General features: G+C 41.7%; 18 protein-coding genes and 1 riboswitch. Of the genes, 11 read left to right on the top strand and 7 right to left on the bottom strand.

Going from position 1 to position 24,284, the window contains the following annotated elements; translation table 11 throughout:
• The first annotated feature begins 41 nt into the window (after positions 1 to 41).
• From LPA49_RS11740 to LPA49_RS11710, 7 genes are all read left to right on the top strand, one after another.
• Positions 42 to 704 (top strand): response regulator transcription factor, encoded by a 663-nt coding sequence (locus LPA49_RS11740; protein ID WP_036973567.1) that lies wholly within the window; start codon positions 42 to 44, stop codon positions 702 to 704.
• Positions 705 to 920: 216 nt separating this feature from the next.
• Positions 921 to 2,405: a serine hydrolase domain-containing protein gene (locus tag LPA49_RS11735; protein WP_230236575.1), complete on the top strand. Its 1,485-nt coding sequence runs from the start codon at positions 921 to 923 to the stop codon at positions 2,403 to 2,405.
• 161 nt (positions 2,406 to 2,566) lie between these two features.
• Positions 2,567 to 3,844, top strand: a complete 1,278-nt coding sequence (locus LPA49_RS11730; RefSeq protein ID WP_036973572.1) for an HlyD family secretion protein — start codon at positions 2,567 to 2,569, stop codon at positions 3,842 to 3,844.
• Complete coding sequence (locus LPA49_RS11725; RefSeq protein ID WP_036973573.1) at positions 3,841 to 4,596, top strand: ABC transporter ATP-binding protein; 756 nt, start codon at positions 3,841 to 3,843, stop codon at positions 4,594 to 4,596. The genes LPA49_RS11730 and LPA49_RS11725 overlap by 4 nt, the downstream gene beginning before the upstream one ends.
• A 1-nt stretch (position 4,597) precedes the next feature.
• The gene (locus tag LPA49_RS11720; protein WP_036973575.1) at positions 4,598 to 7,048 is read left to right on the top strand and encodes an ABC transporter permease; all 2,451 of its coding nucleotides are present in this window, start codon (positions 4,598 to 4,600) and stop codon (positions 7,046 to 7,048) included.
• A gap of 64 nt (positions 7,049 to 7,112) precedes the next feature.
• Positions 7,113 to 8,489, top strand: coding sequence for a sigma-54 dependent transcriptional regulator (locus LPA49_RS11715; protein ID WP_118844745.1), 1,377 nt, complete (start codon positions 7,113 to 7,115; stop codon positions 8,487 to 8,489).
• Positions 8,490 to 9,779, top strand: coding sequence for a PAS domain-containing sensor histidine kinase (locus LPA49_RS11710; RefSeq protein WP_180311235.1), 1,290 nt, complete (start codon positions 8,490 to 8,492; stop codon positions 9,777 to 9,779). It abuts the gene before it with no gap.
• Here LPA49_RS11710 and LPA49_RS11705 read toward each other — a convergent pair.
• The gene (locus LPA49_RS11705) at positions 9,772 to 10,290 is read right to left on the bottom strand and encodes a DUF2569 domain-containing protein (RefSeq protein ID WP_118844747.1); all 519 of its coding nucleotides are present in this window, start codon (positions 10,288 to 10,290) and stop codon (positions 9,772 to 9,774) included. The genes LPA49_RS11710 and LPA49_RS11705 overlap by 8 nt on opposite strands.
• Positions 10,291 to 10,497: 207 nt before the next feature.
• Here LPA49_RS11705 and LPA49_RS11700 point away from each other — a divergent pair, with 207 nt between their 5' ends.
• Positions 10,498 to 13,467, top strand: a complete 2,970-nt coding sequence (locus LPA49_RS11700; RefSeq protein WP_180311236.1) for a DUF3857 domain-containing transglutaminase family protein — start codon at positions 10,498 to 10,500, stop codon at positions 13,465 to 13,467.
• Here the strand turns inward: LPA49_RS11700 and LPA49_RS11695 are convergent.
• Together LPA49_RS11695 and ylqF are read right to left on the bottom strand one after the other, a co-directional pair.
• Positions 13,464 to 16,913, bottom strand: a complete 3,450-nt coding sequence (locus LPA49_RS11695) for a PAS-domain containing protein (protein ID WP_075594219.1) — start codon at positions 16,911 to 16,913, stop codon at positions 13,464 to 13,466. The genes LPA49_RS11700 and LPA49_RS11695 overlap by 4 nt on opposite strands.
• A 457-nt stretch (positions 16,914 to 17,370) precedes the next feature.
• Entirely contained in the window at positions 17,371 to 18,315 is a 945-nt protein-coding gene (ylqF, locus tag LPA49_RS11690) for a ribosome biogenesis GTPase YlqF (protein WP_065979469.1), read from the bottom strand.
• Between the two features lie 91 nt (positions 18,316 to 18,406).
• Here ylqF and LPA49_RS11685 point away from each other — a divergent pair, with 91 nt between their 5' ends.
• Together LPA49_RS11685 and LPA49_RS11680 are read left to right on the top strand one after the other, a co-directional pair.
• Entirely contained in the window at positions 18,407 to 18,943 is a 537-nt protein-coding gene (locus tag LPA49_RS11685; protein WP_036973580.1) for a YaeQ family protein, read from the top strand.
• An 8-nt stretch (positions 18,944 to 18,951) separates the two neighbouring features.
• Positions 18,952 to 19,554, top strand: coding sequence for an alpha/beta hydrolase (locus LPA49_RS11680; protein WP_065979470.1), 603 nt, complete (start codon positions 18,952 to 18,954; stop codon positions 19,552 to 19,554).
• Between the two features lie 7 nt (positions 19,555 to 19,561).
• On the opposite strand, the gene LPA49_RS11675 is transcribed toward LPA49_RS11680, so the two are convergent.
• Entirely contained in the window at positions 19,562 to 19,771 is a 210-nt protein-coding gene (locus LPA49_RS11675) for a hypothetical protein (RefSeq protein WP_036973582.1), read from the bottom strand.
• Between the two features lie 368 nt (positions 19,772 to 20,139).
• Between LPA49_RS11675 and LPA49_RS11670 the strand changes: the two genes are divergently transcribed.
• Positions 20,140 to 20,613 carry a Dps family protein gene (locus LPA49_RS11670; protein WP_065979471.1) on the top strand — a complete coding sequence of 158 codons (474 nt, stop codon included), beginning with the start codon at positions 20,140 to 20,142 and terminating at the stop codon, positions 20,611 to 20,613.
• Between the two features lie 143 nt (positions 20,614 to 20,756).
• On the opposite strand, the gene LPA49_RS11665 is transcribed toward LPA49_RS11670, so the two are convergent.
• The 3 genes from LPA49_RS11665 to LPA49_RS11655 all read right to left on the bottom strand — a co-directional run bounded on the left by LPA49_RS11665 (position 20,757) and on the right by LPA49_RS11655 (position 24,001).
• A complete protein-coding gene (locus tag LPA49_RS11665; protein WP_036973584.1) occupies positions 20,757 to 21,158 on the bottom strand; it encodes a hypothetical protein in 402 nt (133 codons plus the stop codon).
• A gap of 54 nt (positions 21,159 to 21,212) precedes the next feature.
• Positions 21,213 to 23,291 carry a S9 family peptidase gene (locus tag LPA49_RS11660; protein WP_180311237.1) on the bottom strand — a complete coding sequence of 693 codons (2,079 nt, stop codon included), beginning with the start codon at positions 23,289 to 23,291 and terminating at the stop codon, positions 21,213 to 21,215.
• A gap of 140 nt (positions 23,292 to 23,431) precedes the next feature.
• Positions 23,432 to 24,001 carry a chitin-binding protein gene (locus LPA49_RS11655; RefSeq protein WP_065979472.1) on the bottom strand — a complete coding sequence of 190 codons (570 nt, stop codon included), beginning with the start codon at positions 23,999 to 24,001 and terminating at the stop codon, positions 23,432 to 23,434.
• Between the two features lie 114 nt (positions 24,002 to 24,115).
• Positions 24,116 to 24,206, bottom strand: a riboswitch (cyclic di-GMP riboswitch).
• Positions 24,207 to 24,284 lie beyond the last annotated feature (78 nt).

Raw genomic sequence — 24,284 nt, 5'->3', positions numbered from 1 at the left:
GTAAAATCACTTATAACATAACGCATTGGAGAATCGAGGGAATGTCTTTAGCTGTGAACACCATAATCGCCGATGATCATCCGTTATTTAGAAGTGCACTTCGTCAAGCGGCCGCAACATCTGTGCCTGAAGAACACATAAAAGAAACCAGTGATATTGATGGCTTATTTACATTATTAGCCGCTCACCCAGAAATTGAGCTGATTTTTTTAGATCTCACCATTCCTGGTGCAAATGGTCTGCAAGCCCTGTCGCAATTGCGTAATCACTACCCCGATATTTTAGTCATTATGGTCTCAGCCAATGAAACACCCGCCATTATTAAACAAGCAATGAGCCTAGGTGCAGCTGGCTATATTCCTAAGTCATCGTCTCTTGATGTGATCAGCGAAGCAATTAGTCATGTGCTAAATGGCGATACGTGGTTACCTCCTGAAGTTGATTTAACCGATGTGGTAATCAATGATGAGCAGAGTGAGTTTGCTCGTAACCTTGAAAAACTCACCCCACAACAATACCGCGTGCTGGCGATGATTGCCGATGGTTTACTCAATAAACAAATTGCTTTTGAAATGTCGATTCAAGAAACCACCATTAAACAGCATGTATCAGCCATTTTACGCAAACTCAATGTGTATAACCGTACTCAGGCAGGTATTTTATTTAATCAGCTTTCGCAGGTTGGTAAAATAGAAGACAACTAAAATAGAAGACAACGAGTACTGTACTAAACCCACATTAATAAACCACAGCAATAAACGCGACTCCCGTTTTTATTTAAAATTCCCATTAGTGGGAATTTACCTTCCGCATTAAAAACAAAAAACTATATATTTTAATAACTTAAACCTTGGCACACTCCTCGCTTATGTGTTCGTAAAAAGCATATACCGATAAAAATGAACGCTAAGGATAATCACGTGTACTCAACAAGCAAAAAGCTTAGACAAAAACTCATACTACAAACCATCACCTTTCTTACCATCACATTCAGTGCTTTTTCTGTGCATGCAGACGAACTCGACCAATGGATCGTTGAGTTAATGCAAAAAAGAAATATCCCAGGGTTGCAGCTAGCTGTCGTGCAAAATAATAAAATAACCAAAACTGCCAACTATGGCACTGCAAATATTGAAGATAATATTGCCGTTGATTCAACTACTTTATTTGCTATTAACTCAGTCACCAAAGCGTTTGTCGGCGTAGCCCTAATGCAACTGGTTGAGCAAAAGAAACTAATCCTTGATGCGCCTATTTCCACTTACCTACCAGACCTCCCTAAACAGTGGCACCCAATCACAACAAGGCAACTAATGAGCCACACGTCTGGTTTACCTGAGATTTTAAAAGATGGCATTGGTAATTTAATCTCCGATCAAGGCCCTGATCACGCGTGGCAACGAGTACAAACTATGCCATTAGAATTTAATACAGGTACTCGTTTTAAATATAACCAAACAAATTACGTTATTGTCGGTCAGCTTATTAACAAACTCTCAGGCATGCCTTTTCAGGAATTTATTCAAAAAAACCAGTTACAACAGGCCGAAATGAACAGAACAATTGAAGCAGGCTTTAACAACCTCAATAACGTCGTAAAACACTCAGCGAGACGATACGAAAACCAAGGCAATGACCTTTTAAACTCTAGAGAAGCGATTTTTTCTCCTCTATTGCAAACAGCCGCGGGCATGGCTTCTACAGCAACTGAGCTGGCACATTGGCTAATTGCATTACAAACAAATCAATTAATGGGGGCTGATAGTGTGCGCAAAATGTGGACCCCTACTCGTTTATTAAATGGCAATACGCAAGGGTTTAACCAACGTTTAAATGGCTATAGCCTCGGCTGGCCTGTAATGGCGAGAGAAGAACACCCTGCGATAGCTGCTGTAGGTGGCGATAGAGCAGGTGTGTTTGTTTACCCTGAAGATAATATGTCAATCGTCATTTTAACCAACTTAATTGGCGCACTTCCCTCGCAGTTTGTTGATGAAATTGCCGGTTTTTATATCCCTGAAATGAAACGTGAGAATGGCTTTGGTTTAAGCAAAAATCTTAAAAAACTATGGCAAGTACTTGAAGTTCAAGGCTATGAAAATGCAATTGAAGCAGCACACATATTGAGCCAAAAAGAGCACATCCAATTTGATGAAAAAAATATTAACCAGTGGGGCTATTCACTTATCAATCAAGATAAGCTCAATGAAGCATTAGCCATTTTTAAACTCAACACACACCTTTTCCCAAATAGCTACAATACCTTTGATAGCTTGGCAGAAGCTTACTGGTATTTGGGTTACCACAAACACGCAATCGCCAACTATAATCATGTGCTTACGCTACAACCTGATAACGCGCATGCGAAAAAGCAACTGGCTAAGCTTGCAAAATTAAATCAATAAACGCCGTTTTTATACGCTGTCCCACTTTTGATTTATTAATCCCGGAAGTGGGAATTTCCGCATTCACAAAAACATAAAAATCCATATAATTCATAAATTTAAATATTGGCATGTTCCTCGCTATTGTATTTATTAATTAAAAACACAATGAAACATAGCCAATGGATTTAGATAGCACCTTAAAACCTAGCAATAAGCCAAGTCAGCGTAAAAAGTTGATCATTGGCGTCTTAATTATAAGCACGTTGCTTGTAATGTGGTTGGTCAAATCATGGCTCGCCCCCACGACGCTCTTGGCCAAGCAACTGCAAATCGCCACCGTTAAAAAAGCCGATTTTATAGTGAAGATACGCGGTTTTGGTCGTTTAAAACCCAAATTCCAACGCTATTTAACCAATACCGATACTGCCATGGTCGAGGCTATCCATGTTTACCCTGGCACCTTAGTGACTAAAGACACGGTTATACTCAGCTTAATAAACCCGCAACAAGCACAACGTTTATCGGTTGCACGATTAGAACTCGCCCGCCAAAAAGCCAGTGTCAATGAGCAACAAATTAACCAGCAAAGTGAACTACTTGAACGCCAAGCTAACCTCGCGATTTTAAAAAGTGAATTACAAAGTGCAGAGCTTAGAGCCGATGCCGAAAGCAAATTAGTTGAGCAAGGTATTGTTTCAAGCTTAGATTACAAACGCAGTTTACTCAGTGTCGCACAACTAACCGAACGCGTTAACATCGAAAAGCAACGCCTTATGCAACTAAAAGAAATGCACCTACAGCGCGATAAAATTCAGCAAGAGTTATTAAGCCAATTTGAGCTGAATTATCAGGTAGAACAACACGCATTTGATGAACTGCAAATCAAAGCTGGTATCGATGGCATGCTGCAAGAGCTCAATGTAGAACTTGGACAAAACCTCATGCCGGGCACCCGCCTTGCTGTTGTGGGTTCAAATAAAGCACTCAAAGCTGAGCTCAGTGTACAGCAAGCCGATGCAGAAAAAGTGGCACTTAATATGACAGCTAAAGTAAACACCTTTAGCCAAGCGGGTCAGGGAGAAGTAAGCGCTAAAGTGACCCGAATTGACCCTATCGTGACCGACGGTCGCGTGATCATAGAACTTGATTTAGAAGGGACGCTGCCTGCCAATGCTCGACCCGACTTAAGCATCGAAGGCTATGTAGTGAGTAATATCATCCCCGATGCATTAACCATTAATGTACCGCAAAGAGCAACGGCGCACAGCCATGCCACTCTTTTTAAACTCAATCCAAGTACTCAGTTAGCAGCGCCAATTAATATCGAATTTGGTACACTCAGTGACAACCAAATTCAACTTTTGAGCGGCGCCACTGAGGGCGAACAGCTGATCATTTCAGATCTTTCTAAATGGCAGCATTTGGCAACAATAAAAATCGAACAGGACAGTTTATGAAAACCAATACGCTTATCTCATTAAACAATATCGCCAAAGTCTATCGCGGCCAAAATGTTGAAACCTATGCATTAAAAAACATCAGTCTGAACATTAATCAAGGTGACTATATTTGCATTAGCGGCCCCTCTGGCTGTGGTAAATCAACGCTGCTTTCACTACTGGGCTTGCTTGATAGCCCTACAGGTGGCGACTATTTCATTAAAGATGTCGACACTAAAACCCTCGATATGGATAAACAAGCAGAGTTGAGAAATCTACATATTGGCTTTATTTTTCAGTCGTTTAATTTAATTGATGAACTATCTGTATTCGATAACGTTGCACTACCTCTCACCTATAGAGAGCCCGCAATGAGCCAAAACGACATTGAAGCGGCAGTAAAGCAAGCACTCGATGAAGTAGAAATGGGCCACCGTGCTCAGCATAAACCCAATCAATTATCGGGTGGTCAACAGCAGCGCATTGCTATCGCCCGTGCGCTGGCTGGTAAACCCAGCATTCTATTAGTGGATGAGCCAACGGGTAACTTAGACTCAAAAAATGGTGATGCGGTTATGGACTTGCTCGATGAGCTAAATAAAAAAGGCACCACGATTTGCATGGTTACCCACGACTTACGTTACGCAGGACGTGCCAAAACCCAGCTAAAACTACTCGATGGCGAAATTATTTCCTACTCAGAGGCGCGTCAAGCCTCAGATCACTTAGCAGCCACTGAACACAATGAAGAAAGTGCAGAGGTGATCTAACATGAAACTAACCAAAATACGCACTCAATTGAGTTTAGCGTGGGCATCTCTAATGAATGCTCCCGGCTTTGTAACGGCGGTTATCGCAACATTGGCACTCACCCTCGCCACCTTGTTTGTGGTACTCAGTTTAGTAAACAGCTACTTTTTAAAGCCACTAGATGTCTACGATGAAAATCGCATGGTGGTCGTTGAACAATCCCTTACTTATGATGACTACGACGCCACCGGCTTTCAAAGCTATCAGTCGATGGTGCATTGGCTCAAGCATAATCAAAGCTTCGAGCAAAGTATGATGATCAATGCTGGCGAGGAAATCTTTGCCAACCTCGATGGCCAACCAAAAGAACCGGTACTTTATGTGGGCGGCAATTATTTTGACTTGTTGCACACCCCATTCATACTAGGGCAAGGTTTTGACCTTGGCGAAACACTAGAAACACCCGACGATCGCGTAGTGATTTCAGCCAACTTTTGGCGCAAGCATTACAGCAGCGATCCGAATATTATTGGTAAGACACTCTCAGTAATGGCCGGTAAAACCGATTATGTTCACCGTATCGTGGGGGTTGTTGATGATTCATTTAGCCCACCTTATATGTTTAAAGCAAGTGATGTTGAAGTGTGGTTTCCATCAAGCGCCGACCGTCGTTTTTTTCACAATGAAGACTGGCAAAGCCCGTGGACAAACACCTTTAAAAACTTAAAGCTAATTGCCGTTTTAAAACCCGGCGTAACAATTGAGCAAGTTAAAGTCGACTTAAAACAACAAATTGACACCATAAAATCAGAATGGCTCAACAATGGCGGCATTACCGATGTAAAACCCGAAGTAACCGCCTATCGCGACGTTGAATTAGGCAAAAATGATGACTTAAGCTTAATGATGCTTGCAGGAGCCGTGGGCTTATTAATCATTGCGGTGCTGAACGTCAGTACTTTATTTTTCTCGCGTGCGCTGGCGCAACATAAAACCCTCGCTTTGCAAGCAGTGCTCGGTGCTAAACGAAAAACCTTGTTTAATAGCATATTCTTACAGTCACTGATTCTAATGACTTTGTCGGTCAGTATTGCACTGTTTTTAGCAGTCTGGGGCATTCGCTTATTTAAAGTATTGGCCGAAGGGCGTTTACCCTTGGTTAATAGCCTTGCTGTTGATAGTACACTGGTGATCGTTGCAGTGCTTTTATGTATTGCACTTGCCACTATTTTCTCACTGATAACAGCGCGTTTAGTGAATTACAAAACCCTAAACACGCAAATGCAGAACAGTGGTAAAGGCGGGGTATCACAAGTATCTGGCCGTACGGTACGCATTTTAATTGGCTCACAAATGTTTGTTGCCGCTCTACTCGTTAGCTTTTCGGTAATGGTTGTAAGCAAAGCCCTCGGTACGATTAACCGCCCTTTAGGCAGTGACACTGAGAACCTCTATTTTGCCAACCTGTTCCAGCCAAATAATCAAATGTCATTGGCTGAGCGCTACGAACACATGCTGCAATACAAGCAAGTTTTACTTAATAGCGAAGGCATTGAAGATGTGGCTCTCGGTCACAGCCCGGTGTCGCCAAGACAAAACGCCAATACCCTGACTGATGTTAATGGTAAAAGCTCAATTTTCTTCCCAAGTCAGTGGGTGGGGCCTGATTACTTTGCTTTAGTTAACACGCAAATTCTTGCGGGGCGCACTTTTACTGAGCAAGCAATACGCGGTGAAACCAACGAGATACTGGTGTCACAAAGCGTGGCAGAAAACTTATTACCCGATCAAGATTATCGCAATATTATTGGTAAATCTTATCAAGGCCTGGAAGAAAAAATGTTTGAAGTGGTCGGCGTAACCGAAGACTTTAATCACCCAAAATACTACGACGAGTCGTTTGGCCGTCATATTTGGTGGCCGGCCCAGCCGTATAGCTATATGTTCACAATTAAAGCCTCTGAAGGCGTCAAGCTGACCAATAAACAAATACTTAATACACTAAAAGAAAAGAACAGCGACTTAACCATGTGGCAGTTTAATGACTTACAACACGAGTATGACAATTTACTGTATATGAGCCGACTAACTGTGGTTCTGTGTAGTACCTTAGCGCTATTTACTCTATTATTAGCGGCAATCGGTATTTTTGGGGTACTGAGCTACAACCTTGGTCTGCGCCGTTATGAATTCGGTATACGCATGGCTTTAGGTGCTAAAAAAGCACGTTTATTCAAACTGATGAGTGTTGAAGCGATTATCCCTGTTTTAATTGGTTTTAGTGTCGCGTTGGCTGCTGTGATTGCTGGTTTTTACTTATTACAAGGGCAGCTAATGTCTTGGCTGGTACTTGATGTAAGGCTGCAATTACTCGCTTGGAGCATTACCTTATGTATTGCCCTATTCGCTTGCTTTAGGCCTTTGGTTTTACTGCTTAAAGCAAAACCTATGGCTGCACTGCGTAACGATTAACAGCACAAAACGGTGGCTTAAGTGCTAACTTAAGCCACATCAACAGGACAAAAAGAAAAACATCATGGACAAAATCTTAGTCATTGACGATCAAGCTGATGTGCGTCTGGCTGCAACCGTTGCATTACAACAACTCGGCTTACAATGCCTTGAAGCGGAAGGCCCTGAACACGCTTTTGACGTGTTGAAATCAGAACATATTAGCTTAATTTTACTCGACATGAACTACAAACTCGACACCACATCGGGTGAGGAAGGACTGCGTTTTTTAAAGCAACTAAATACGTTAGGTTCAACCATTCCCGTGATCGTAATGACGGCGTGGGCAAGCATTGATGTCGCCGTTAAAGCCATGCAATTAGGCGCGGTCGATTTTGTCGAAAAGCCATGGAATAATTTGCGCTTAACAGCGGTGGTGCAACAGCAGTTAAAACTAAAACAAAGCCACCATGATAATGCCTGCTTAAAAGCACTTACCAATAACACACACGCTAGCTATATAGCCCATTCTGAGGTAATGCAACAACTACTCGCCAAAGCAGAGCGCGCCGCAAAAACCGATGCCAGTATTTTAATTACCGGCGAAAATGGCACAGGCAAAAGTTTACTGGCCAATTATATCCACCAGCATTCTATACGCAGTGACAAACGCTATGTAAGCGTAAATATAGGCGCCATTGCGCCATCACTCTTTGAAAGCGAATTATTTGGCCATAAAAAAGGGGCGTTTACTGACGCCAAAGAAGATCGCTTAGGGCGTTTTGAAATTGCCGAAGGGGGCACTTTATTTCTTGATGAGATAGCCACTTTGAGCCTTGAACTACAAAGCAAAATGCTGCGCGTGCTCGAAAGCAAAGAATTTGAGGTATTAGGTTCAAGCCAGACCAGAACAGCCGATGTTCGGATTATTTCGGCAACCAACTCAGAACTTGCAACGGCGATTGAGCAAGGTGAATTCCGCCGTGATTTACTGTTTAGACTCAACACCATTGAGCTACATATTCCTGCGCTTCGCGACAGAAAAGCGGATATTGCCCCCTTAGCGGAGCATTTATTACTCACTCATGGTAAAAAATACCAACGTTCAAATATGTCGCTAAGTAACTCAGCCATCGAGGCATTAGAACAATACAGTTGGCCGGGTAATATTCGTGAACTGAGCCACTGCATTGAACGTGCTGTGATCATGAGTGACAACATCAATATTCAAGCAAGCGATCTCATTTTAGATCAACCTAGCTGCGAGCAACCTATTAACAGTGCAGATAAAACGCTGCCCTTATTGCCTCTTGAAGAGCTTGAAAAACAGATGATTCAAAAAGCGCTGCTGCAATTTAATGGCAATGTGATTGCTGCTGGCGAATTTTTAGGGTTAAGTAAATCAGCTATTTATCGTCGCATTGATAAACACCAACTTGACCTAAAAGAAGTAGATCGTTAAATGGGTGCAAAGCTGTCGTTAGAGAAGCGTGTAAAACGTTATTATTCTGTGGTGTTAATTGCTCTATTCACACTGGGCATCGCACTCACATTGAGCCTAAAGCTCGACTGGTTCGCCAGCATTAGTCTACTGCTGCCTTTTATTGGCGTAAGCGCATTCGCATTAATTAAAAGCTACCGTCTGATCACCGATGTCGTAGAGCGTTTTGGTTTACAGCTTGACGCACTCGCCAACGACGAGAGCAATAGCTGGCATTTAGCTTTTTATGAAAGTGGCCGAGTTGCCTCACTCAAAAACGACTTTGCTAAGCTGAGCGATAAAATAGCGAAAAACAAACGCCACTATATGCAAACCGAAGAGTTTGTATTTGAGTTTGCGAGCATGCTAGATTTACCCATTGTGATATTAGACCCACATAGCTTGGTATATTTTAGCAACCGTGCTTTTTTAAACAGTATACAAAATAGCAATATAGAAGGTAAAACTGCCAGTGAGCTGGGGTTAACACTTCAAGACGGGCAATGGCAGCAGCAAAAAAGCGCCCCCTTTACACAGCGCTTTCAGATAGCCTCTCAAACTTTTTGGCGGGCTGGCAGAAGCTTTGAATTACTGACCTTTTTTTCTATCGAGAAACAACTTCGCGAAAACGAGCAGCTTGTCTGGCAGCGCCTCATTCGGGTATTAAATCACGAAGTTCGTAACTCCCTCACCCCGATTTATTCAATGAGCCAATCGCTGCAAACCATGAAGCGTCAGGGACAAATAAGCAATCACGATGATCTTGCTCAAGATATGCTGCAAGTCATCGAAAAACGCGCCCAGCACTTGTTAGACTTTGTGAGCAGTTACAGCGCCTTTGCAAAACTACCACCTGCAAACAAACAACCGATAAGCAACGAGCAATTAAATACGCGTTTAACAGCTATCTTCCCTGAACTCGTTATAAATAGCAGCGAAAAGCTGCATTTTAGTGCCGATTTAGGGCAACTCGAACAAGCCTTAATCAACCTGATAAAAAATGCATTTGAAGCAGGTAGCAATTCTGCTCCTAGCCTCACTTGGTCAAGACAAGGTGATAACTTAAATATTGAAATTAGCGACCAAGGTTGTGGCATTCAAAACCCCGACAACCTATTTGTGCCATTTTACTCAACCAAAGCTAACGGCACAGGCATAGGACTGATAATCACCCGCGAACTAATACGCAATCAAGGTGGCGAGCTTACTTTAACGTCGCAGCCAGCGCACGGAACGCAAGCAAAAGTGAGCGTGCCCTGCAGCACTATTTAACAAATGTTGCTTTAACACGCTGAGATAAAAGCATATAGGGGCCCCAAATTAAGGCTTGAATAACTCCCCTTATCAGCATAGTTTTCATTTCACTATCAAAAATGGTGACACTCGGCACAAGTAAGCTCACAACAAAAGCATCAAGCACTATAAATGCGAGGCCGCCGAGTAAAATAGCTAAATACCAGCTAACAAATGCTTTTTTATGCTTAAAGAACAACACAATCAAATAAAGTGATGCAAAAAATAATGTAACATTAAAGAGTATCTCAATAATTAAAAGAGGCTCCCACAACGGGTGATACATATCACCAAATTGTGAGGTTAATCTTTGCCACATATCAGTAGTAAAGATAGGTTTAAATATGTTGATACTTTCATAAAAAACCCGAAGTGGGCTGATAACCACTCCAATAGCAACCAGAATCAGCCAACCTTTTATACCGACTAAATCCTTATCTCCTTGAACATCGGCTGTTTGAGTCGCGCTTTGTTGTTTAACCTCTTCCATGACATCTCCTTTTTATTATTTTTTCACTATACGCCGATTTTTGAAGAATCCTATTTCCACCTCACACTATTTAAACATCATCCACTCTTCATTTTCACCAAATGCCTTTATAACTAAAAAAGAGACAAAAAAGGCTAATTTTGGTTGGCTAATACTGTTTATTTCAGTAATTTGTCATATAAAACTAAACGTAATTAGAAAATAATAATGAAATGGACGCACCTATACCTCACGTTATCATCGCTTTTTTTACTTTTTATAAGCTGCTTGGTAGTTGCTGATGATTACCAGGTTACGCCAGCGGATAGCTGGGTCAAACAGCATGAACTACTAACACCGAATATCCCCAATGAGCATATTAAAGATGGGACCTTCTATCTTATGCTCGATACACAGTTTAAGGTGACTGAACAAGCACCACAGCAACGCTTTACTCGAACGGTTATGCAAGCTGCCAATCAATCTGGAGTAGATTATATTAGTCAACTCAATATTGATTTTGACCCTAGTTATCAATCACTTTCGCTCAATAGTTTAGGGATTATCCGTAATGGTGAATATATAGACAAACTGGGTAGTGCTCAGCGACAGGTTTTACAACGTGAGACCGACCTAGCAAGTCGAATATACAATGGCACATTAAGCCTAAATATCATTATTGATGATATGCGGGTAATGGATATATTAGATTACAGCTATACGATTTCGGGCAGCAATCCAGTTTATCAACACTTTAGTACAGCGAGAACTCTTAATTGGTCTGTGCCTGTCGTGCAGCAATTTATGCGGGTTCTATGGCAAAAGCCAAACCCTTTACACATCAACTTTGTCAATGGCGAATCAACTCTTATCAGTACTCCCCTAAATATAGGATTTGACTACCAAATAAACCAACACAATGAACCTACAATGATCTCAGCAAGTGAAGTACCTTATTGGTACTCACCGTATAAACAAGTTTATTTCTCTGAAGTTAATAACTGGCAAGAGGTCATCGATTGGTCACTGCCACTTTACCAATCAGCCATTGAAATTAGCCCTGCTATTGAAACTATTACTCGTCAAATCAAGTTGCAGCATACTGATTTAGAGTCACAAATAGTTGCAGCACTGCGTTTCAGTCAAGACGAAGTTCGTTACTTGGGGCTCGAAATGGGCACCAACTCGCATCGGCCAACTCCGGCATCAGAAACCCTTGCACTGCGCTATGGTGATTGTAAAGACAAAACAGTACTGCTTATTTCATTGTTAAAAGCACTGGGCGTTGACGCCTATCCAGCATTGGTAAATACAGAAGAAACAAAGCGTTTAGCGAGGTTACCTGTCGCCCCAAACTTATTTGATCACGTCATTGTCACCCTAGAGCACCAAGGGAAGCGCTATTGGCTTGATCCTACCACGTCATATCAACGCGGCGACTTAGCGCATTTAGCACAACCAAACTATGGCGTGGCTTTAATCGTTAAAGAAGGTGAAACAGGCTTTACAGACATGCTTACTAAGCCTCTGGTCAAGCGTGTTCAAGTCTTTGATAGCTACTCAATCCCCGAAAAGGTAGATGATGCCACCCACTTTACAACTCGCTATGAATACGGCGATTATGAAGCGATAAGCCGCCGTAGTTCAATAGCAAAAAATAGCCTTAAAAGCACAGAAGATGATTACAGAGAATATTATCAAGACTCTTTCAAAGGTTTAAAAACAGCTAAACCCATGACCGTAGATACCCTTGATGACACAGGTCAACTAATTACAAATGAATACTACACAATTGATAATTTCTGGAAACCTGACAATAAAGGCTATCGCAACGATTTTTATGCCAGCGAAATTCAAAACAGCGTTTATAAACCAGAACAGCTAGAGCGTAATGCCCCCATGTGGTTTCGGTATCCAAATGATATTGAAACAACAATTCAAATCGCATTCTCAGAGCCTAATTGGGAATTTGAGGAAGAACAACTCAGTATCGACAATCCCTTTTTCCATCTGGAAAAACGCGTTACCTTCAAAGACTCTATACTTACCCTTTACTTTGATTACAGTGCGAAGCAAGACCATATTCCTGCAGACCAAATAGAGCAATACTTCAACGCGCGGAAAAAACTAATTAACGAAACGCAATATGGCATTATCAAATATGGTACTAACACTGCGACTACCACGCAGGTAGATGAAGAAACCAATTGGTATAGCGTTTTTATTTTAAGCTACTTAGCGGCAATCATCTTTTTCATCGCGGCTTGGCGTTTTGAAGTTCGAAAACGTCCAGAATTTGAAGGTACGCAGTTCTACCCTGTCAGTAACAGTAAGTTTGTTATTTACAGCTTATTGAGCTTAGGAATATTCATTAACTACTGGAGCTATCGCAACTGGAAAGCGATAAAAGAGCAACAACAAAGCCATATAATGCCGATTGCCCGAGGTATATTTGCACCACTGTTTTTTATTCCGTTGTTACTTGAGCTTTGCAAGCACAGCGAACAAACCTTTGGCAAAAATAAGATCATGCCCGTTGCGGTTGGGTTCGTGTTATGGCTGGCGATTATCATTTCTGAAGTCGTAAGCTATAACTGGGAATATGGTACCTGGCTGTTTTTAGTTACGCCTATTTTATGGTTGCCTCTAGTTAATTACATTCAAAACCTCAAGCAACCTGAACAAGCTCTTGAGTACCATTCTCAATGGCGAGCGAGGCAGGTTATCATTTCGATATTCATGCTGCCTTGGCTATTTTATGGCTTAATTTATGAGCTATATTTGTTGCCAAATTCAACCATAGTAACCGGCGATAAGCTATGGTCGTATCAAGTTAACTTCTTAAAACGAAAAGAGATCATCCCAGCAAATGAGAATGTGCAATACTTTTATAGTGATGCCTTTGTTGATTTTAAAACTGATGGAAACGGCATAACTGAAAACACCATTTTTAGTTACTGGGAAAATGAGCACGGTGTGCTTGAGAAAGATCAGCGCCGCTTTAGTGACATTAAAAAGCTCAACGTTGATTATGCTAAAAGCGCCCTACTAACCACCACGCTAACGGTCATTGACCACAATGGTGATGAAATGCTGTTATTTTTGAGCCATGAAGATGACTTAGATAAGAAGTTTGTCGCTGAGGTAGAGCGCTTAATTAAGGCCAATACCCCAGCAACTGAGCAAAACGCAGATTAAGTCAGTCGCTTAATCATACGCTTTAATGCGGGCGCTTTCAGTGGCTTATAAAGCAACGGATAGCCCGCATCGAGCACCAGCTCGCGTATACCCTCGTCATGGTTTGCGGTATTTACAATTGCAGGCAGTGTTGTTAAGCCTGCTTGCTCTATGACCTCAAGACCCGTAACACCATCATCAAGTTGATAATCAATGATCAGCAACTGCGGCAAGGGCTGCTCAGCTTTTAATTGTTCCAGCTCAGCTAAGTTAGTTGCCGTAGAGATTTCGCATCCCCAGTTTTCAAGTAACTGCTTTAACGCCTCTAATACATTGCTATCGTTATCCAGCAGCCAAATCCTTAATTGCCCAAGCTCTGTTTCTTGCGATATTTCAGCATGTTGTGCCTGCTTTGGTGCAGTGCTAACTTTGCATGGTAAGGTTAAAGTAAACTGTGTACCTTTGCCCAGCTCAGAGCCCATTACGAGCGGTATTTTTAATAAGTCGCAAATACGTTTTGTAATGGCAAGGCCTAATCCAAGTCCTTCAGCACTCGGTTTAACACCCAACTGCTTAAACTCTTGGAATATGGTGTGTTGATCACCGGCAGCAATTCCAATCCCTGTATCTTCAACAATAAACGATACATGGTCATCATCGTGATGCATTTTCAGGCGAACTTCGCCGTGCTCGGTATAACGAATTGCATTACTGAGTAAATTGCGAAGCACACGACGCAATAATGCTTTGTCTGTATGCAAACGGACATCACATGTTTCTAAAATGAACTTTAACCCTTTGTCACTTGCTAACGCTTCGTAATCATTGCGCAATGGTTCAACCAAACTACTGATGGCAAATTCACTCATTTGCACTTTAAATGATCCCGAATCAAGTTTAGTTAACTCTAAAATACTCGATAACAATTCTTCAGCACTGCCGAGCGAATTCTTAATATTCATTGCCAGTTCTTTAAGTTCTGTGTCTTGGGCTTTTTCATTCATTAAGGAACAAAATAAGCTAGCAGCATTAAATGGCTGTAATAAATCATGGCTGGCAGCTGCAAAAAAGCGCGTTTTACTGACGGTTGCTTGCTCGGCGACTTGTTTTGCCATTGATAGCTCTTGGTTCGCTTGAGTGAGTGCTAAGGTCCGTGCCGCCACTTTTTCTTCAAGGCTAACATTGGCCTCTGTGAGTGCTTTTTGTTGTTTTACAAATTCAGTAATATCTGTGTAAGTCGTTACAAAGCCACCACCTGGCAGCGGATTACCTTGCATTTCAAACACGCGGCCATCATTGTGTGAGCGCTGATATTTATACGCACTGCCTTGGCGCAAATACGCCAAGCGTTTTTCAACTTCACTGGTCATACTTTCACCGCTAAACAAACCGCGCTCAGCATTAAAGCGAATAATATCGGCAACCGGACGACCGATATACAAGGCATCATCTGGGTAAGCAAACATGTTTTTGTAGCCTTGATTCCAAGCAACTAAACGCAGTTCACTGTCGACTACACTGATACCTTGTTGAATATTTTCTATGGTTGATTGCAACAGGTCACGATTAAATTTCAATACTTGGCTTGCTTCATCAACAAATTCAGCAACTTGCTCAAGAGGTTGGCGCTGCTCATTTTTGGCAACATCCAAAATAAGCCGTGCTGAAGCGCCCCCGATGACCGCCGACATTTCACGCTCTACGAGTAACTCAAGTTCAACATTTGCGGGCCGCTTCCATTTACTTTTATCTTCAGGAAAATAGTGATTTACCAGCGATTGCCCCGCTTCTTTTTCAGCAAAGCGCTGCAATAAAGCCCCTAAATCGTGATAACTTAAAGGCTGCAAATGGTTACTTACACGAGATTCATTTCCTTGAGCAACAAACTTATTACTTTGTAAACGCTCAGCCAGTGTTGCACGACTAAACAGAGGCACCAAAAAGTACACCAAACAATTCGCACCCAACGATAACAATAAAGCCTGACTGATACTTTCAAGACCCAGCGAAAATAAATCAGTCGGTGCAAGCCAGCTAATGTGCCAAGGGCCATCAACCAACCATTGGCTATCGTTACCTAATCCGCCCGCTAAATTGGGCAGTAATAACGTGTAACCCCAAATAATAAAACCGCTCAAAATACCCAGTTGTGCACCCCGGCAAGACGCTTGTCGCCACCATAAACCAATGATCATGGCCGGTGAAAATTGGGCAACCAACGTAAACGACATCAAACCAACATTAGCTAAGGTAGTGCTTTCGCCTAAAACCCGATGCGTGAAGTAACTTAATAATAAAATCAGTACGATAACGATTTTACGCGCATGCAAAAGGTTATTTTTATCCAAGCCTCGGCTACTCGACGTGAGTTGTGAGCGGCGTAAAATGAACTGGTTAATAAAGTCATTGGTGATCATCACCGAGAGTACAATTGCCGACACAATCACCATACTCGTCGCCGCTGAAAAGCCGCCTAAAAAGGCCAACAATGCAACAAAGGCATCGTCTGCGGCCATGGGTAATGCCAATACAAAGGTATCGTAGCCTACGTCTTGTCCTTGAAAATAAATAAGCCCGGCATACGCAATTGGCAAAATAAACAAGTTGATAAGTAATAAGTAAATAGGAAACAGCCAACGTGCTGAAGCCAGTTCTTTATCGTTATTTTTTTCAATAAAGCTCATATGAAACTGACGTGGTAAGCACAAGGTAGCCAAAATACCCAAGAGAGTATGTGCAACATACACATAGGTCGGACTCTTTGAAGCCGCAACTTGTTGGTCAATATTTAATTGTTGTGCCGTTTCAAAAAGAGCGATGGGACTGTCGAATAAAACGAAGCATACGTATAAACCAACCGCTAAAAATGCCAGAAGTTTCACCACCGACTCAAAGGCAATACTGGCGATTAAACCGGGGTTATGTTCACTGGGTTTTAAGCGTCTTGCACCAAATAAAATTGCAAATAACGCCAACAAGAGCGTGATATAAAAAGTGCTGTCGGCCCATACCTCACTGCTTTGTGTCACTGCTCGGTCGGTTAGTAAATTAATACTTTGTGCGGTCGCACTGAGTTGCAACGAAATATACGGTACAATAGCAATCACAGAAATTAGCGATATTAAGCCCGACAAGCTTGATGATTGACCATAACGAGTCGCGATAAAGTCAGCCATGGAAGTGATTTTTTGCTGTCTACAAATATGGGCAATTCGGCAGTAAATCTGCCAGCCAAAAATAAACAGCAGAATCGTGCCAGCGTACGTTGGTGCTAACCACCAGCCGTTATAAGCTGCTTGCGCCGTAGTGCCAAAAAAAGCCCACGACGTACAATACACGCCCAACGACAAACCATAAGTTAAGCCTTTAAAAGGCAACACCTTTCTTTTATCAGCCCAGCCTGCAACAGCAAATAAAATTGCTAAATAAACAATCGCAAGTAGGCTTATTGACCAAATTGAAAACATCGCATGTGATTTTTTTAATTATTATGGCACCAGCATAGTTTTTATTGGCGCTAATTTACAGCCTAACTTTAGTGCTAATGCGTGTAATAGCCATACTTTGAAGAAAATAAAAATTAAATGAGAATTATTTGCAATAGAGTGTTGGCAGATATCTAAATCTAATTGATAATCAATATCAACAAGACGGAAAAAGCATTACGGATTGTAATAGCTGTTCGCTTAATTACGTATTTTGGCGAATTGTTATCGGAATAAACTGATTTGTTTCTCGACCCTGAAACACGTGTGGCCCACGATAAAGCTAAGATCGCTTGTTGCTAACCGCAGCGCCCCTTGATGTTGGCAACAGGCGATCGCCCTACTTATTTTACTTGCTACATTGCTCATATCGGTGACGGTAGATATGAAACTAAAAAAGCCCTTACGGGCTTTTTTTATGTCTGCAAATAAAGTGTGATTAACGGCGGTTTTTACGAGCACGCGCTCGGCGCTGTTTTTTCTCTTCTTCTTTTGCTGCTTTTTTAGCTTCTGCCGCAGCGCGAAGCTCTGCCACCATGCGCTCTTCTTCTTCACGCATTGCGGGGGTTTCCATGGTAATTCGACCAATAATGCCATCACGTAATTCATTTATCAGAATTTCTGACATTTTATAGGTATCAATTTGATTACCACCACGGATACAGCCACGCTTTTTACCGGCCATTTCAACAAATTCCCAGTCAGACTCAGGTAATTCGTCAATCTTATAACGGCTTTTTAAAAGCTCAGGGTATGCGTGCAATAAATACTCCGCCGTGTAGCTTGCCACTTCCTCATAATCAATCGCAGTATCACGAATCGCACCTGTTGCACCTAAACGATAACCTGAGTTTTCGTTTTCTACTTTTGGCCACAACATGCCTGGCGTGTCGTACAACATAATGCCATCATCAAGTTTAATGCGTTGCTGGGCTTTGGTTACAGCAGGTTCATTACCCGTTTTTGCAACAATTCGGCCAGCTAAGGTATTGATTAGCGTTGATTTACCTACGTTTGGAATACCCATTATCATGGCTTTTATTTGCTTATCTGCACCCACTTTATGCGGCACTAACTTTTTACAAAGCTCATTAATACGATGCACTTCACCCGCTTTATCATTCCCAAAATCAATTGCTTTAACACCGCTTTGTTGTTCAAAGTAGTCTTTCCACGCTTGCGTGAGTTTAGGATCAGCAAGGTCAGCTTTATTCATGATTTTTATAACGGGTTTATCACCGCGAAGCGCTGTAACCATCGGGTTTTCACTACTATAAGGAATACGGGCATCAAGCACCTCAATGATCACATCCATTTGTGGCATGATTTCTTTAATTTCGTTACGGGCTTTGTTCATGTGACCCGGGAACCACTGGATTGCCATGTTTTACTCCTACAAGATAATTTCACGGTATTTTAACTGGCTCAGCAGTTAATTGCGCTATAATGACGCAAATTTTTTCAAGTAAGCAGTTATGGCTCTTAAATCAACCATTATAAAAGCACACATATCGCTGAGCGATATGGACCGACACCTGTATCAAGATTTCAATCTAACCCTTGCACAGCACCCATCAGAGACCGAGCAGCGCCTGATGATCCGCTTGCTGGCATTTGCACTCAATGCCCGTGAAGGGTTGGAGTTTACCAAAGGCTTGTGTGCTGATGATGAACCTGAGCTTTGGCACATAAACTACAGCGAAGAAATTGAGTTATGGATTGAGCTTGGTCTACCTGATGAAAAGCGTTTGAAAAAAGCCTGTAACAAAGCTAAACAGGTTATTTTGTATACTTACGGCGAAAATAACCAAACTATTTGGTGGCAAAAGCATCAACCTAAGTTGTATGATTTTAAAAACTTAAGTATTTTTAGCCTCGATTATGCTGCGACTCAAGCATTAGCCGCACTGGCAGACCGTAATATTAAGCTTACGATTACGATTCAAGACGGTGAGGTATGGGTGAGCTCAGACACAGCAAATATCGAAATTAAACCTCAGCAACTCATGTAAGGAATGCGATGGCAATTAGGCAGGTTGTAGTATTACACGGACTTTATATGTCGGGCTTTGTAATGCGCCCTCTGTGCGCACGTCTTGAGAAATCAGGGCTTAATATACTCAATTTGACCTACAATACGCTGTCGCCAAATAGAACGGCTATTTTTGACAAGATTGACCGCTTTATTAATGGCAAACCCACAGCAATGGTGTGTCATTCAATGGGCGGTTTAGTCGCCCGAGCCTACCTTGAAGCAAACTCGCTACAAAGCAAACATGTTGAAAAAGTCATTACCTTAGGCACGCCTCATAAAGGCAGCCATATTGCTAAGCAAATGCAGCAAAAAGGCTTCGATATGTTACTTAAAAATAGTGTCGAGTTTTTGTTGTCTGAAAATGGCGACTGGCCGTTTAATGCCAAGCTTTATAGTATTGCAGGCGACTTACCCATTGGATTAATGCCGCTCATTGCTAAAGGCAGTGCTTCCGATGGCACAGTGCTTATAGATGAAACCAAACTCAATGGCATGGCAGAGCACAAGGTGTTTCATTTAAGTCACACCAGTATGATCTACTCACGCCAAGTCATGGATTACATTATTAAGCTTATCAATCAACGTTAGCTGTATTTTATTTCTCAGCACTTGCGGCAACTTTGTAAGAAATTAATACAATAATCCCCAGAATCAACGGCACCGGCGCAGCGATATAACCAAAGGTGTCAAAATTAGCAAAGCTTGCCCCTGCAAGATGACCCACTAAACCGATTACAAACGCAAGTAATGCAATAACAACAACCACTATTTCTGCTTTGTTTTCTTTTACTGTTTTACCGTCCATTTTTGTTCTCCTAGCTAAAAGCGGTAAAGGTATTATGCGCTTCTGTTGCGTTGATTTTTTGACCTAAATCAAGTTCTAAATCGGCATGTATATTAGCTAAAGCAAAACTTGTTTTAGATCATATTTTCACCTTCATTAAAAAATAATCACTTTTTATGGTGGTTTTTTGCGTCACTTGCCCCAAGTTTATAAAAGAGTACTTCGAGGTTATGCTGATAGTGGACGACTGATTCAAAATGCGCATTGATAGCTAAAACCTATCACCCTGTTCGAATTAAACCATTTTACAGATTAATAAAAATGGCCAATACTTGATATCACGCACTAGCAAGTAACCTATTCACGATTATTTTTTAAGGAGCTAATCTATGTCACAGGTAAATGCAATTGGTTTAAACAGCGCAAAAAGTGAAGATATCGTAAAATCTCTCAATACTTTATTAAGCTGCTACCAAATTCAATATATGAATGCACGTGGCTTTCATTGGAATATTAAAGGTCGTAACTTTTTTGAATTACACCTTAAATTTGAAGAAATTTATAACCTACTTCTTGAAAAAGTAGATGAAATTGCAGAGCGTATTTTGACACTTGGTGGCGCACCTGTTCATGCGTTTTCAGAATACCTCGAAGCAAGTAAGATTAATGAAGCGAAGAACATTACTGAAGGCACCGCAGCCGTTGAAAACCTATTAGCAGGTTACAGCACACTTATTCAGATGCAGCGCGAAATTTTAACAGAAGCTGGCGATGCTGATGACGAAGGGACTGCATCACTAATGAGTGATTACATTAAAGAACAAGAAAAACTTGTTTGGATGTTAAAAGCTTACTTAGGCTAGGCCCTTACTTTACATCACTTGAAAAGCCCTCTATGAGGGCTTTTTTATTTTAACCACTTTCTCAGACTTGTTTGGATGTTAAAAGCTTACTTAGGCTAGGCCCTTACTTTACATCACTTGAAAAGCCCTCTATGAGGGCTTTTTTATTTTAACCACTTTCTCAGATGACTGTATTCTGGCCTGTCTTCAAAAAAGCTATCAGCATTGTGATGAAAGTTAATATCCATATCGACACCCGACCATATTGTCTCGAGTAAATTGCGCGCAATTATATTTGCTTTGATATAGTCAACGCGTTTGTAACCACGTGCTTTTATAGCTTGAAAATACGCCTTCGCGGTTTCAATACTATCTGCCGTTGCTAATTCAAATTGCGCTAAATTAACAACAGCATACTGAATTGAGTGCTCAGGGTATTTCATTATTTCTTGAGCAACTTCAACACTAAACGAAGCAACAGCTTCTTTATTAAAACTGCCACTTATTTCCACATAAATCACTGGCGGTTCAATAAAGTAACACCAATCACCGTGGGCTTTAAACATGCTCACCCCTTAAAATACAACTTAAGTTTTGCACTTATAGGTGTTATCTAAGCTTTAATTCGATAATAAAGCAATAAAAAATGCGATTTCGAGTGCCTTTTCTTCAAGGCTTTTAAAACGACCCGACGCACCACCATGACCTGCATCCATATCTGTTTTAAAGACAAGAATGTTGTCATCTGTTTTCATCTCGCGAAGTTTAGCCACCCATTTCATGGGCTCCCAATACTGTACTTGTGAATCATGAAAGCCCGTCGTCACTAAAATATTAGGGTACGCTTGCGCCTTAATATTGTCATATGGAGAATAGGCCTGGATCACATCATAATACGCGGGGTCGTTCGGGTTCCCCCACTCATCATACTCGTTAGTCGTAAGCGGAATGCTTTCATCTAACATGGTCGTCAGAACATCTAAAAATGGCACATGACAACCAATGCCTAAATAAAGCTCGGGTGCTTGGTTAACGACGGCGCCCATTAATAGACCTCCAGCACTGCCACCTGACGCACAGACTTTTGCAGGGTGTGCGTACCCTTGCTTGGTTAACGCTCGCGTAATATCGATAAAGTCATTAAAGCTATTTTGCTTGTGCTGTTTTTTGCCTTGTTCGTACCAACTACGCCCCAGCATTTCACCACCGCGAATATGAGCAATCGCATACACGAAGCCACGGTCGAGTAAGCTCAATGAACTACTAGAAAAGCTCGGATCGATAGTAATGCCATACGCACCATACCCATATTGCAGCAATGGATTTGTGCCGTCTTTTTTAAACTTATCGATGCGGTAAACCAGTGATACAGGTACTTGTTCGCCATCTCTTGCCGTCACCATGATACGTTCTGAACGGTACTTTTCTGGTTTAAACTCACCCAATACCTGTTGTTGTTTTAATAAGGTTTTTTGCCCTGTATTTAAATCAACATCATACAGTGATCCCGGTGTCGTCAGACTCGAATAATAAATACGCGCAGAGCGTACGTTGGGTTCTGGGTTCATTGCAATTGCAGCGTAATAACAGGGATCATCAAACTCTAAGGTGAGTCGCTCACCGCGCTTATTCACCACAACAAATCGTGTTTGTCCTAGCTCTCGCTCAGTTAAAATTAAATAATCATCAAATATCTCTACACCTTCTAGTAACACATTGTCGCGGTGTGGAGTGTGTTCTTGCCAAAGTGATTTATCTGCGATTGTACTTAACGTAGCCGTCATTAAACGAAAGTTTTTTGCCTGCCAGTTAGTCACGATATAAAACGTATCACCTAGCTTATCTACATCAAACTCATGGCCTTCTTCACGCGGTGTTAACGCACTAAATTCACCACATGGATTGTTGGCATCAAGCACCCATGTATCACTGGTTTCTGTGGTCGCAAGATCAATGATAATAAGGCTTTCATCACGGCTTTTGCCAAGTCCCATAAAAAAGCTTTTATCTTGCTCTTCATACACCAATACATCGTCGGCCTGAGGCGTGCCTAACACATGGCGAAAAACCTGAAAACCAAGCAAGGTTTGCAGATCTTTTTTCACGTAAAATACGGTGTTACTGTCGTTTGCCCACACGACTTGCCCTTCGGTGTTTTCGAGTACATCAGTAAACATGTCACCTGTGGCAAGGTGTTTAAATCGTACCGTATAAACACGTCGGCCTTCAGTATCCTCTGAGTAAGCAAGCAACTGCTCATTTGGACTAATGGCCACTTCGCCCAGCTCGTAAAACTCAAACTCACCGGCTAATTGGTTTACGTCTAATAGTAACTGCTTATCATGGGCGTCAATTGAGCTACTGCGGTAGTGGCGGGCATATTCATCATCGCCACGCACTTCTGAATGATACCAATACGTTCCATCTTTTACGGGTACGGTATTATCGTCTTTTACAATACGCCCTTTTAGCTCATCAAATAGCTGCTCACGAAGTGGCTTTATACCTGCAAGCTGCTTTTCACAATAATCATTCTCGGCATGCAAATGAGTTAATACTTCGGTATTTTGTCGTTCATCATCGCGCATCCAATAGTAATTATCGATGCGAGTAAACTGATGAGTGCTTAAGGAATGAGGCTGTTTTTTAGCAACCGGCGGATGCGCTAATAATGACAATGAATACGAACTTGATGACACAAAGAAACCACAATTAAAAAACGAATTAAACCGAGTTTACCATAGAAGCTTGGCCAATTCGCTTAACAAATGGGTATAAAAAAGCCCACTCAAATTGAGTGGGCTAAGCAATGCTAAAATAGCATTTAGGGGGAAAACGGTTAATGCGATATCTGCTGCCATGCCATGGCCCAACTTTTGCCAACTCCCGGTTCAAACAACGGGTTATGTGAATCTTTAACACGACAAAATTCACTAAATGGCCAAGGCTTACACCTATAAATGTGGCCTGTTTTAGGCTGTAGCACTTTTACACCAGCACTGTAATCACTGCATGCCTGTGGGTAAACATAATCATAATCTTGTGGATTATCGACCGCGCGTTCTTTACATTTCGCGATGCAGTTAAACGCCACTTTTGCATGTGTTATGCCCGAACCTTCAAGGGCATAAATTTGGTTTGAGCGGTATGCAACCACCAAACCTTGTTCGGTCATTTTTCCGGCCTCAACCAGTGGAATGTGCACGTTTATATGCTCGGCAACTAAACGTGGCCAATTATGAGGCTCACCTTCATCCGTACTGGTGATCCGGTAATTGAATGATAAATCGACTAGCTCTCCTTGCATGTCATAAAAGGTTACGACCACCGTGTCCCCAACAAAAAGCTGAGTATGATGGTTCAAGCAACCAATCGGTAACCACTTTCCAGAGGCCAATGACGAATGCATAAACAAAGTAACACCCTAAGAACAACTAATAGGTACTATCCAACAATAACCGAACAAAATAAATACATTTTTTAGTTTGAGGCAAAAGATCCAAAGCCCGAAGAATATGCGCTTATCGGCGGCCCCGCTATCATAGTTTTGTTAACAAAACCTTAGACCGGAAACTTTGCGTCCTAACTTTTCAGTTAGTTTGCCAAAAACTGAGTTGAGTATAATCGCGACCGGAAAACAAATCAAACAAAAGAATGTAACCAAAACATACATATAACTATTAAGTACTAGC

This window comes from Pseudoalteromonas sp. MB41 (assembly GCF_020966275.1).
GTDB lineage: Bacteria > Pseudomonadota > Gammaproteobacteria > Enterobacterales > Alteromonadaceae > Pseudoalteromonas > Pseudoalteromonas lipolytica.
This window is presented reverse-complemented; position numbering and strand designations above follow the sequence as displayed.